Source organism: Extibacter sp. GGCC_0201 (genome assembly GCF_017566055.1).
Classification (GTDB): domain Bacteria; phylum Bacillota; class Clostridia; order Lachnospirales; family Lachnospiraceae; genus Extibacter.
The window spans coordinates 61386-73252 of sequence record NZ_JABFCH010000022.1 but is presented as its reverse complement, the minus strand read 5'-3'; the positions used below and the strand labels follow the sequence as shown (position 1 = coordinate 73252).

Below are 11867 nucleotides of genomic sequence, written 5' to 3'. Positions count from 1 at the left end.
ACGCATCGGAGCATCTGCCCCATACCTCCCCAGCGGCGTCCACTTCACTAAACTCACATTATATTCATGAAAACTGTAATATGGGAGATACTATACGATTATACAGGAAGGAGGCGTTGTCTTGAAAAAAGAATGGAACGACATATTCGACTATTACAGAGAGGAAAAAAGCATGAACCAGTCTGAGCTTGTGATTGCCATGCTGACTGAGCTGCAGGCAGCCGAGGGCTGCATACCGCGGGAGGCCCGGGAAACGGTAGCGGAAATAGCAGGTGTCAATCCGGGCTATATCAGCGCGGTCATCAAAAGCCTTCCCCATCTGCACGAGCAATCTTTTCGGTATGAAATCAAAGTATGTATCTCCGACCGGTGCAAGAACAAAGGGGGAACAGATGTGCTGAAGGAATTCCAGCGGATCCTGAAAATCCGCCCCGGACAGGTGACCCGGGACGGACGCTTTCTTCTGACAACCGTATATTGCATGCACTACTGCACCAAAGCCCCTAATGTACAGATTGGGGACAAGCTGTTCCAAAATGTATCGGTATCGGATGTCCCATCCATAATAAAGAAATACTCCGCTTCTTAACGAGATATTCTGGACATGCCTTCTGCCTACCGATAGGATATCGTCTCGATTCCAACCTTGCGGGCCGCTTCATACCACGCGTCTATCTCACCCTGGGAGGGTGTCTGGAACGAAGCCGGCGGCAGCGGCATGCCAAGTTCTGCATATTTCCCCTCGCCGAACGTGTGATAGGGAAGCAGCTCCAGCTTTGCCATGGGCGCTTCCTTTTTCACGAATGCAAACGTCCTTTCCAGATTGTCGGAATCCGTATTCACTCCATGGATGACCGGGACCCTTATAATGAGTGGTATATCCAGCTTCGCTGTCTTTGATACGTTAGAAAGTATCTTCTCGTTGGAGATTCCCGTAAAGACCCTGTGCATCCCGGCATCCATATGCTTGATATCATAAAAAATCAGGTCCATCTTCCCAAGAATATCTTTCACTTCTTCAAACGCAAACTGCCCGCATGTCTCTATGGCAAGAGAGATTCCCATGTCATACAGCCTGCCGGCAAGACAGCGCAGGAACTCCTGCTGTACTGTGGCCTCCCCTCCCGAAAAGGTCACGCCGCCACCGGACATCCGGTAGAATATCATCTGCTTTTTCACCTTATCAGCCACTTCTTCTACCGTCATATAGGACGTCATGGCATTCTGGAGCGTCTGGCCCTCCGGGTTGGAGCACCAGGCGCACGTAAGAGGACAGCCTGCCAGAAATATGTTCGTCCGGATCCCTTCTCCGTCATTGACAGAGAAGTCCTGTATATTCATTACATAACCCCCGGCCATATCAACCTCCATACCAACAGGCATTTCTAGAATTCAGCATGTTCCGTCCTCGCAATGATGGCGTCCTGCATCGATTTGGACAGATTGACAAACTGCGTGCTGTAGCCGGCTACCCTGACCAGCAGGTCCTTGTATTCCTCCGGCCTGGCCTGTGCTTCTTTCAATATCTTCGAAGAGAGGGTATTAAACTGCACATGGAATGCGCCAAGTGCAAAGAAGGACTGAATCATCGCTCCCAGGTTGGCCTGCCCTCTCTTCGTAGCCACCAGATCATGATTCAGCCTGAGGTTCAGTAGCGTACCTCCGGAATGAATCTCCTGGTTCACCTTTGCCGCGGAGCGCATGGCTGCCAGAGGTGTAGACGTATCACTTCCCACATAAGGGGACACTCCTTCGCTGGACGGCTCCCCGTTCTTTCTTCCGCACGGGGTCGCGCCGAGCACGCGTCCCATCGGGATATAGTTAGAGATTCCCATGAATGCAGTATTGAACGGGGAACCAAACACGTCTTTATATTGATGGATTTCCCGGTAATACCAGTTAGCTATCTCTATAGCAATCTTGTCTACATAGTCATCATCGTTCCCGTACTTCGGAACCGCCTGTGCTTTCTTCCTGAGTTCCTCATGTCCTTCCCAGTCGTCGGCCATCGCCGCATCGAGTTCCTCCATCGTCGTCACCTTATCCTCAAACACGAGCTTCTTTATAACCGCCAGGGAATTTGCCACAACCGCCAGGCCGATTCCTGTGATAACCGGACCTACGTTATATTTTGCCCCGCCATTGCTCAAGTCTATTCCGTCTTCCATGCACGCTTCGATGCAGGAGGACAGGAACGGTCTCGGTACCATCTCCTGATGCAGCTTCTGGGCTGTTACCGTAGCAATGATGGAATGCCTGCAAAGGTTCGCAAACTGCTTATAGAACGCATCCTTTACCTCTTCATAAGAGGCGAATTCTCTGCAAGGCTTCTCCAAAAGCCCCATCTTCTCACCGGTCATCCGGCTCTTTCCTTCGTTCAGCGCATACTCCAGCGCACAGCCGAAGTTCACATTGACAGCAGCCGTCCACTCGCCGGTCTTACGGTAATGAGGGACGACACATCCACAATTATTCCAGTCCCTGGCATCCTCTGGTTCATATCCGGCATTCAGGAGCATCTGGTAGCCGACGCTGTCATTGTGGATAGCCGGGAAACCAGTACCCTTGCTCACAAGATGTGTCACTGCACCCAGGAACTCCTCCGGGCAGTCCGCATGTATCCGGACGCTCAATCCAGGCTGGTGCGTCTTCACTTCTTCCGTCGCCTTCAAAGCCATATATGTAATGTCATTCGTGGCATCCAGCCCTTCCCTCGTCCTCCCGCCTACGGTAAGATTCTGGAACTGGTTATATCCTGCAAAGTAATCCGCCGTATTGGCCGATATAGTCCACACCCATTCCGAATACTTCAGCCAGAGCGCGTCTATAAGCTCCTGAGCCAGATCCTCGGTGATAATCCCCCCGGCCTTGTCCGCTTCATAATATGGATTCATATACTGGTCAAAGCGTCCCGGATTCAGGGACAGCGGATTCTCGGACAAGATGCCGCCAATCTGGGTAAACCATACGAACTGTATAGCCTCATAAAATGTCTCCGGCGGAGATTCGGGCACTTTCCTGCAGTTGGCGGCTATGCGCAACAATTCCTCTTTTCTCTTGCCATCTTCCTGCTCAGCCGCCATACGTTCTGCCTCGTCGGCATATCGGTTTGCAAAACGTATGATACCTTTGGACGTAAGGATGACAGAGCGGTAGAATATAATCTTATCCATCTCGTCAGGTACCGTCTCGTCAAGCTCTGCTATCTTCTCTTCTGCTTCCCTTATGATTCCGCCGAACCCCTTTACGAAGAGTACATCCTGATAATCCGGCGTCACCTCTCCGACAGCCTGCCGCCATTTGGAATCATTGTCGATTACCCCTGTATCTACGCCAATCTTATATGTCTCCTCCGGCACTCTTGCCAGAAAAGCCTCCTCAAGCGACTTATCCTTCCAATAGGGAAAGATATTCTCGCGCACGAACGCTCTCTGCTCATCGGTCATAACATACGGGTCCTGGGGCCTCTTGTCGAATCCGTCCATCTCCTTATCTACCCAGAGCCAGGAGAACTCCGGTGTCAGGATTCCACACTTTCGGAACTCGCCGACTGCTCCTACGATAAGCTCCCCGTCAAAAATATGCACCGTGAGCTTATCACAGGTATCATAAAAAGCCTGTGCCCTTCGGATGGCAACATGCCGGCCTTCCGTCTTTTTGTGGGACTCTGTCCACAAGTAAGCCCGCTCACACGAGATGGCCGGCCGGGCATTGACATAGTTCTGTCTGATCTTCTCAATTCTGTCTGTAAGCATAACGCTTCCCTCCCTGCTTATCGGAATATGGTTATTTTGCTTGGCTGCTTTGGCTGTCTAAAAATGGTAATACCTCGATCAGAGACCTCACCGACAGGATTCCTCCCGCAGCTTTCTCGCCTTCGCGGTCTATGAGAACCGGCCTTATGCCCGCGGCCATGGCCCCCTCTACGTCAGAAGATACGGAATCCCCGATGTGTATTACTTCGTCCGCCCTGCATCCGCTTACTTCCAGCGCCTTTTCAAACACTGCCCTGTGAGGCTTATACGCCCTTGCCATATCACTGCTTATGATGCCCGCCGGATGCAGCCCCTTATCTTTCATGCTCTCTTCAATATATTTCCCCGCATTATTGCTTATGATATAGACAGGCAGAGGGCATTTCTCAAAAAATTCTTTCGTATCCTCATATACTGGCGCGTACATCCAGAACCTCTGGAAGGCTGCATGCAGTTCTTCCAGATTCTCTTCCAGATGAATCTCTCGTTCACATATGTTCAGAAGCTCGTCCACAATATCATCCTCTGACATATAACTGCTGCCACAGCTCTTCTTTTCATATTCGTTCAATAACTTCCACCAATAGGATACCATGGCCTGGGGACTTTCTATGTCACTGTTCCTGTACGTCCTGCTGATCACTTCCTGGATATCCGGACCCTCATCCTTGACAATCGTGCCTGTGTAATCGACAAATACTGCTTTTATCATATATCCTCCTTCTTCCCCTTTTGGTATCTGCTATTTGAGCATCCTTTCAAATGCGATTCTTTTATCCCCTGCCTCGCACCCTTCCGCCAGAACAATCTCTCCGCATCTTACGAAGCCGGACTTCTCAAGGGCCCTCTGCATCGGCATATTACCTGGATGGGTGTCGATCCGGACCGACGGAAAGCCGGCTTCCCTGGCAAGCCTGAAACCATGTTCAAACATCTTGCCCGCCACGCCCCTTCCTTTGCACGCGTCAGAGACGCATACCCTGTGCATGGACGCATACCTGCCCTCTGTCAGCCACTTGCCGTCGATGACGGCATAGGACGGGTCAGGCTCTTTCTGAAAGGCGAAGATGCCAAGAATCTCATCCCCGTCAACGGCAAGATAAGTGCAGCCTGCCCTCGCATCTTCCATCCATACTTCTCTGGACGGATACCCTTTCTGCCACTGGTCCAGCCCGAGATTCTTAAGCTGCCGCTTTGCCATGTCCGTAATCTCGCACATCCTGTCTACCTGTTCATAAGAAGCTATTATAAATTCCATACCTGTTCACCTCATATCTTTTCATAATTCCAGTATGTCAGCCATACGCAGGCCTGTCAATCTACTTTTCATCCACATATGGATAAGCCTCCTTGCACATCCTCCGTCATGGCTCTGTGACACGCATGGCTATCTGCGTAATATATTCGTCCATACTTGATATGACAAAATCATTCAGTCCTATTTCGTAGGCATATCCCACGGGCTCCAGATTATTTTGATCCGCATAATGCATCAGCTCTTCATAAAATTCGGGCAGATGCTCCCATGTCCCCTTTATAAGGCCACACAGATATGTTCCTTTCGGCCTCACCATAACACCCTTCTCTGTCCGTTTCTGCGCATACGTGAACAGCCCTTCGTATCTGTCGAATGCTTTCTGCTTAACGTTGTCAACGGAAAGGTAGCTGCCGATACCCAAACTGTACTGCCCGGGGCTCCACACATCCTTAATGTGGGCATAGATTCCTTCTATGCCATCATCACTATGGGAAAACGGTGAGACACAATAGTATTCCTCTTCACATTGCCGCACCCTGATGTCCCTGTCCTTCAGCGTTCTGCACCGTTCCAGCTGTTCCTTCTTCCTGCGCAGGATTTTCTTGGTTTTCTTAAGTCTCTGGATCTCCCTGTCTATCTCCTCAAGCTTCTTATCTGCAATCTGCCAAAAAGCCTCTTCATCCGGGTGGTCTACATAGGCCTTTATCTCCTCGATGCTCATATTCAAGTCTTTCAGCATTCGGATATACTCCAGGTCGATTCCCTGCATATAGTCGTAATACCGGTAATTGTTCTCCCCCTTCCACCGGGGTGAGAACAGACCGATACTGTCATAATAATGCAGCGTCCTCTTATTGATTCCGTGCATTTTCGCAAACTGGGCCGTCGTAATCTTCCCCGAGTCCGGCTGCATATGATTTCCTCCTTGACTTTACACTTACTGTATACTTTAAGATAATTATAAATCAAAAAAAGAGAAATGAAAAGGAGATAAGATGAATACGCAGATTATACTGAGAAAATATCGAAAAGAAGACGAAGCCAGCCTCACCGGCATTATCCGGGAAGCGTGGCACTACGATGAACTCTGCACGCCAAAGACAGCGGCAAAGCTTGCAAACGTATTCCTGTACAGCTGCCTGGCCAACCAGACATACACACAGGTCGCGGAGGTAGATGGGAGAGCTGCCGGAGTCATCATGGCAAAGGACATCAGGAGCCACCGCTGTCCGTTCACCTGCCGCATCAGGCAGGCCCTCTCTGTCCTCTCCCTCTTCCTGTCCCGGGAGGGCAGGCAGACAGCCAGAATCTTCGGGAATGTCAGCAGCATAGACAAGGCACTGTCTGAGCGAAGCCGCAAAGACTATGAGGGCGAGGTCGCCTTCTTTGCAGTTGCTTCCGAGTACAGGGGCAGGCACATCGGAACGCTGCTGTTTGAACAGATGCTTTCATACATGAAAAGAAATGATATCAGGCGTTTTTACCTGTACACGGACACGAGCTGCAATTATGGTTTCTATGAGAGCCATGGCATGAAGCGGGCTGCGGAAGAAAAAGAGACATTTACAGTTAAGGGGAAGAGGACGGAGATGACATTTTTTCTGTACGATTATCTCTGTGCCTGACACCATTATCTAAAGGTATTCAGCCCGCCGCTTTTCACATGTAAAAAGGAAACGCATTCCGAATTACCTTATATGCGTTTCCCTTAACGGTGTATTTTTTTGTCCAGGACTACCATGCACCCGCCTTTTATGCAAACACCTTTTTCATAGTCGTGACGTCCCTTTTCAGTAAATCATATGGGTCTCCAAGCCCTCTCAATGGAAGCTGGTCAAAATAATTCTCGGCAAAAATCCATCCCGTATAATCCGATTTGTTGATTTCTTCTGCCGTCTCATAGAAACGGCATCCGCCTTCTCCTAACAAATGGGTACTCATCTCGGTATAACCGTCTTTTACATGGATAGCGGCTACCTCGCCTTTTAATTCTCTATATATCTTTGTATCATCATATCCTTTGCACACTGAATAATTTTGATTGTCATAGATGAGCTTCAGATTCCCCATTCCGACCATTTCCTTAAATTCAAAATACTCCTCTGGATTCATGACATTTTCTAATGCAATTTCAATCTTCTTGTCATATGCATAACAGCATGCTTCTTTCACACATTCTGCTGTTAGCCTTTTGTCCTCTTCTGTCTCAATATAACCATCATGAAAGGAGGGGAGCATCACAAGCGGAATACCCATCTGCTCTGCCGCGTTAATTCCTGTACGAATAGATTGTTTCGCGATTTCTCGCTCCTTAGACCCCTCTGGCTTCGTCATTCCTATATCACACAGGCAATTTACCGCGAGGGAAGGATATTCAATCTCCCATTTCTGAGCTTCTTCAAGGTACATTTTCTGCATTTCCTTATAGCTCAGGTGATACCCTGTCGCATAGCTGCCTATATTAAGCTGAATTCCCTGAAGTCCCGCTTCATGTGCAACTCTGCATCCATACCTCCCTTCGGCGGGAAGCGCCCATTCTACAATTCCCATTTGATATCTTGCCATTCTCATATCTCCTTTATCTTAAGTCTGTTCGTAAAGCTCCGGTACCCATTCTCCTGTAAGCGGAACTTTAGCAGTTTCAAACAGCTCGTTTCTGATACGCTCTGCCTTTCGGCTGATATCCCACATATCAATCCCTTCCAGAATTCCTTTGCGCTTTCTGATTTTTCCAGCCACGATAACAGTATCCACGTTTCTGACCGTGGCTGCCTCTGCCACAGCCCGTACCGGATCCAAGACAGGGAACATATTAAGAGCACACGTATTCAGAAGTATGATATCAGCCTGTTTTCCAACGGTTATACTGCCTATTTTTTGGCCAAGTTTACACGCATCCGCTCCATTTTGAGTCGCAAAGCGCAGTATATCACCGGCAGTCACCGGCAATGGTGAGACTTCTCTGTTTGCCTCCAGAGCTTTTGCGTTTACTACTGAACGTATGCCCATCAGAGCAGCTCTCATAGAGCCAAACATATCCCCAGGCACAGAAGTACATACATCGATACCAAGCCCTGGACTGATGCCAGCCTCCATAAGCCGTAGCGCTGCCGGAAAGCCATGGCCCATATTCATCTCTACTTCCGGGCAGAAAACCGCTGCAGCCCCGGCTTCACCCATCATCTGAATCTCATCATCAGCCAGCGTATTGCAATGTATACAGGTGAAAGTGGAGTCGAGCATCCCAAGTTCCACAAGTCCGGCCACTGGCCTTGACCTGCCCCAAAAGCCATCACCTACATGTATGCAGACCGGTACATCCAGCTCTTTTGCGAGCCGGCATTCGTCTATTACATGACGCATTTCAAGAAATTGTGGGCCTCTCGTTGCTATTGACATTGTTAGAAGCTGATTGTCTGATGAAAAATAGGTCTGCCTTACCCTTCTTGCATCGTCATAATCAATTGGCTTGCTGCTCACAGGAAGCTCTCCTTCTGCATCGTCGCTATATCCGAAGACGGCCCGGATACCTGCATCTTTTAATCCCTGTATGGCAGCATCCGCGTGTTCCGGCGAGTTATTATTATGGAACCAGTCGTACAATGTAGTAATTCCAGCATCCAGGCACTCCAGCGCTCCGATGTAATTCGCCATGTATGTCTGCTCAGGCGTGTATGCCGGCCCCATTACCTTCTTTACTCCAGTGAAGTATTGTGCATGATTCCAGTCTACCCCTACAGAACGTATCAATGATTCCCAATTATGCCGGTGTCCGTCCACAAGTCCGGGCAGCGCAATCATATCCGTTCCGTCGATGATATGGGCCTCATCCATATTGATATACGGACCAACTTCTGCTATTTTATCGCCCGATATCAAGATATCTCCGTTCTTTACGATTCCTGTGGCAGAATCTTCTGTAACTATCCATGCATTTTTTATCAGGACTTTGTTCATCTGCTATTCCCCCATACATGTGGCATATAATTCTTCCACTGAGTACTCCTGCGGAAAGACCTCTCCGGTTATCTCCCCGCGTTTCATTATCAAAATCCTATGGCAGACCTGAAATAATTCCTCTAATTCCGAAGAGATAAAGATGGTGGAAATCCCAAGCCCGCCAAGTCTCTGTATGATGTTGAAAATCTGCTGTTTCGCATTGATGTCTATGCCCCTGGTCGGCTCATCAAAAATAATTATTTTCGGCTCTGCATTCAGCCAGTTCCCGACAACAATTTTCTGTTGGTTTCCTCCGCTGAGCGAGCTCACCGCATTTTCAACGTCTCCCAGCTTGATGGCTAATTCCTCAACCTGCTTCTGCACTAATTCTCTCTCTGTCTTCTTCGAGATGACTCCACGGCTGCAGATCTTCTTTAAGCTTGTCATTACCAGGTTCTCCCTGCATGACATTGGCAAGATAAGTCCATCTCTCTTTCTGTCTTCTGGCAGATATCCTATACCTTTCTGCTTCATGATTGCCGGCGTCCTTCTTGATACTTTTCTTCCGTATACGTATATCTCTCCTTTTCCCTGTGCATCTGCCCCAAATACGGAACGTACAAGCTCACTTCTTCCTGCCCCAAGCATACCCGCGATTCCGACAACTTCTCCCTTTCTTACTTTCAAGTTCACATTCCTGAAGTAAGGCTCACTCGTCAGGTTTCTTAACTCTAATGCAATTTCTTCTGTAAATGAATTCTTATTAAATCCTTCCTGGATTTCCACCTTGCCAAACATCAGGCTGACTATCTCGGCTGCAGATACTTCCGACATGTTCACAGTTCCCTTGTGCCTGCCGTCGCGCAGAATCGTCAGCGTGTCTGCAATTACCGAAAGTTCTTGCAGTCGATGCGATATATATAAAATCGCCACATCTTTTTTACGTAGCTTCCGTATTACTTCAAATAATTTCTCTGTCTCATGTTGCGCAAGCGAAGAAGTCGGTTCATCCAATATAAGCACTTTGGGATTATAGCTCATCGCTTTCGCAATTTCCACAACCTGCTGCTGCCATACGGCAAGCTCCATCACCTTAGCCTCTGCCGGAATGTCAGGACTGATATTGTCCAACAGCTCCTGGGCCGCGGCAATCGTTTTCTTTTTATCCAACGTCTTGTATTTTGTCTTTGGCTGCCTGCCCAGAAGTATATTTTCAGCCACACTGAGATATGGAATCAGATTAAGTTCCTGATAGACCGTCACAATCCCATGGCCAAACGCATCGGTCGGCTTCTCTATGTGTACTTCTTCTCCGTCCAGCATCACCTTCCCCTTGTCCGGATGAACCACACCTGCCAGAATTTTTACAAGCGTGCTTTTACCGGAGCCGTTCTTGCCAATGATAGCATTTACTTTTCCCGTCTCGAACTGTACGGAAACATCATTCAATGCAACGGTATTCCCATAACACTTCGTAATATTATGCATCTCTATTTTTGACCGTTCCATGCTTACCTCCGTTCCCTCTTATGATTTATGATTTTCCTCATACACGGGCGGAATCCACTCCTCCGGCTTCGCAATTCCCGCTCTTTCAAACAATGCATATGCCGCCTGTTCTACTCTCCTTTTAAGCTTTGGCAGATTGACGCCAAGCATCTTCTTCTGTTCTTTCACTATCTTGCCTGCTACCATCACCATATCTATATTACCCGGATGTGCGGCTTCCACCACCGCATTCACCCCATGGTTCATTGGCATCATATTCAGCATATCCGTATCCAGCAATACCAGATCTGCGGCTTTTCCTGGTGTTATGCTGCCAGTCTTCTGCCCCAGATTGCACGCCTTCGCCCCATTAAGCGTCGCAAACTTCAGCACTTCCGTCGCCAGAATCGGAAGCTGCTCTACCGGAGTTCCCTTCTTTAAAGCCGTATCATTGACCACTGCCCTGACGCCGGCAAGCATGGAGCGCATCACGCCAAACATATCTCCCGGTATGGAAGTGCACACATCTACTCCCAGAGCCGGTTCCAGACCTACCTCCCTTTCCCGAAGCGTCGGAAGGAAGCCATGTCCCATATTCATCTCCACCTCCGGGCATGATACGACCTTTGCACCGCTTTGACTTATCAGCATCAGTTCTTCGTCCGAGAGCGTATTGCAATGTATAAACGTCATATCAGAATGCAGGAGACCCTTTTCGTACAGCTTGATGACCGGCCTGCTTCTGCCCCAGATTCCGTCGCCGACATGTATGGCCGTAAGCGTATCCGTATCCCTTGCAAGCCGCATCTCCTTTTCCACCAGTTCCATGCTGAGGAACTGCGGGCCCCGTGTTGCCAGTGCCAGGCTTATCAAACTGTCACCGGAAGCAGAATAAGCGTTCTTAATTCTCCGAAAATCCGAATAATCGAGAGGAACCGTGCTTACTGGAAGTTCCCCGTATATACTGTTGCTGAATCCGAATACAGTACGGATCCCTGCATCTTTCAGACCTTCGATTGCGGCATCACAGTATTCAGGTCCATTGTTATTGTGGAACCAGTCAAACAATGTCGTAATTCCACTATCCAGACATTCCAGCGCTCCGATATACTGGGCAAGATATATGTCATCCGGCTGATACGCAGGCCCGAGTGTCTTCTTCACTGCGGTGAAATACTGTCCCAATGTCCAGTCCACACCTATAGAACGCAGCATAGATTCCCAGTTATGACGATGGGCATCCACAAATCCCGGAAGGAGAATCTTGTGCTTTCCATCTATTATCCTGGCATCCTCACAGACAATTTTTTCTGCTACCGCCTCAATGCGATTGTCTTCTATTAAGACATCGCCTTTTGGAACATCTCTATAATCCGGATCCTGTGAGAGAATCATGCTGCCACGAATTAATATCCTGTCTTTCATAA

General features: G+C 48.7%; 11 protein-coding genes. 2 read left to right on the top strand and 9 right to left on the bottom strand.

Annotation, left to right across the window (positions count from 1 at the left end; translation table 11 throughout):
- Positions 1-121: 121 nt before the first annotated feature.
- The gene (locus tag HJV72_RS14410) at positions 122-589 is read left to right on the top strand and encodes an NADH-quinone oxidoreductase subunit NuoE family protein (protein ID WP_242868188.1); all 468 of its coding nucleotides are present in this window, start codon (positions 122-124) and stop codon (positions 587-589) included.
- A 26-nt stretch (positions 590-615) separates the two neighbouring features.
- On the opposite strand, the gene HJV72_RS14405 is transcribed toward HJV72_RS14410, so the two are convergent.
- The 5 genes from HJV72_RS14405 to HJV72_RS14385 all read right to left on the bottom strand — a co-directional run bounded on the left by HJV72_RS14405 (position 616) and on the right by HJV72_RS14385 (position 5926).
- A complete protein-coding gene (locus HJV72_RS14405; protein WP_243765656.1) occupies positions 616-1359 on the bottom strand; it encodes a glycyl-radical enzyme activating protein in 744 nt (247 codons plus the stop codon).
- A gap of 26 nt (positions 1360-1385) precedes the next feature.
- On the bottom strand, positions 1386-3755 hold the full coding sequence (locus HJV72_RS14400; protein ID WP_208071946.1) for a glycyl radical protein: 2370 nt from the start codon (positions 3753-3755) through the stop codon (positions 1386-1388).
- 31 nt (positions 3756-3786) lie between these two features.
- The gene (locus HJV72_RS14395; RefSeq protein WP_208071944.1) at positions 3787-4467 is read right to left on the bottom strand and encodes an HAD family hydrolase; all 681 of its coding nucleotides are present in this window, start codon (positions 4465-4467) and stop codon (positions 3787-3789) included.
- Positions 4468-4497: 30 nt separating this feature from the next.
- Entirely contained in the window at positions 4498-5013 is a 516-nt protein-coding gene (locus tag HJV72_RS14390) for a GNAT family N-acetyltransferase (RefSeq protein ID WP_208071942.1), read from the bottom strand.
- Between the two features lie 106 nt (positions 5014-5119).
- Positions 5120-5926 carry a MerR family transcriptional regulator gene (locus HJV72_RS14385; RefSeq protein ID WP_208071940.1) on the bottom strand — a complete coding sequence of 269 codons (807 nt, stop codon included), beginning with the start codon at positions 5924-5926 and terminating at the stop codon, positions 5120-5122.
- An 82-nt stretch (positions 5927-6008) separates the two neighbouring features.
- On the opposite strand from HJV72_RS14385, the gene HJV72_RS14380 reads away from it, so the two are divergent.
- Positions 6009-6638 carry a GNAT family N-acetyltransferase gene (locus tag HJV72_RS14380; protein ID WP_208071938.1) on the top strand — a complete coding sequence of 210 codons (630 nt, stop codon included), beginning with the start codon at positions 6009-6011 and terminating at the stop codon, positions 6636-6638.
- A gap of 127 nt (positions 6639-6765) precedes the next feature.
- Here the strand turns inward: HJV72_RS14380 and HJV72_RS14375 are convergent, their stop codons facing one another.
- From HJV72_RS14375 to HJV72_RS14360, 4 genes are read right to left on the bottom strand one after another with little or no spacing between them, the layout of a single operon-like run.
- A complete protein-coding gene (locus tag HJV72_RS14375) occupies positions 6766-7578 on the bottom strand; it encodes a sugar phosphate isomerase/epimerase family protein (RefSeq protein WP_208071936.1) in 813 nt (270 codons plus the stop codon).
- Between the two features lie 18 nt (positions 7579-7596).
- On the bottom strand, positions 7597-8970 hold the full coding sequence (locus HJV72_RS14370; RefSeq protein ID WP_208071934.1) for an amidohydrolase family protein: 1374 nt from the start codon (positions 8968-8970) through the stop codon (positions 7597-7599).
- Between the two features lie 3 nt (positions 8971-8973).
- Entirely contained in the window at positions 8974-10461 is a 1488-nt protein-coding gene (locus HJV72_RS14365; protein ID WP_243765655.1) for a sugar ABC transporter ATP-binding protein, read from the bottom strand.
- Positions 10462-10479: 18 nt separating this feature from the next.
- On the bottom strand, positions 10480-11865 hold the full coding sequence (locus tag HJV72_RS14360) for an amidohydrolase family protein (RefSeq protein WP_208071933.1): 1386 nt from the start codon (positions 11863-11865) through the stop codon (positions 10480-10482).
- Positions 11866-11867 lie beyond the last annotated feature (2 nt).

Coding starts and splice junctions, on each gene's coding strand:
- HJV72_RS14405 (WP_243765656.1), bottom strand. CDS start 1,359: ATGGCCGGGGGTTATGTAATGAATATACAGGACTTCTCTGTCAATGAC.
- HJV72_RS14400 (WP_208071946.1), bottom strand. CDS start 3,755: ATGCTTACAGACAGAATTGAGAAGATCAGACAGAACTATGTCAATGCC.
- HJV72_RS14395 (WP_208071944.1), bottom strand. CDS start 4,467: ATGATAAAAGCAGTATTTGTCGATTACACAGGCACGATTGTCAAGGAT.
- HJV72_RS14390 (WP_208071942.1), bottom strand. CDS start 5,013: ATGGAATTTATAATAGCTTCTTATGAACAGGTAGACAGGATGTGCGAG.
- HJV72_RS14385 (WP_208071940.1), bottom strand. CDS start 5,926: ATGCAGCCGGACTCGGGGAAGATTACGACGGCCCAGTTTGCGAAAATG.
- HJV72_RS14380 (WP_208071938.1), top strand. CDS start 6,009: ATGAATACGCAGATTATACTGAGAAAATATCGAAAAGAAGACGAAGCC.
- HJV72_RS14375 (WP_208071936.1), bottom strand. CDS start 7,578: ATGGCAAGATATCAAATGGGAATTGTAGAATGGGCGCTTCCCGCCGAA.
- HJV72_RS14370 (WP_208071934.1), bottom strand. CDS start 8,970: ATGAACAAAGTCCTGATAAAAAATGCATGGATAGTTACAGAAGATTCT.
- HJV72_RS14365 (WP_243765655.1), bottom strand. CDS start 10,461: ATGGAACGGTCAAAAATAGAGATGCATAATATTACGAAGTGTTATGGG.
- HJV72_RS14360 (WP_208071933.1), bottom strand. CDS start 11,865: ATGAAAGACAGGATATTAATTCGTGGCAGCATGATTCTCTCACAGGAT.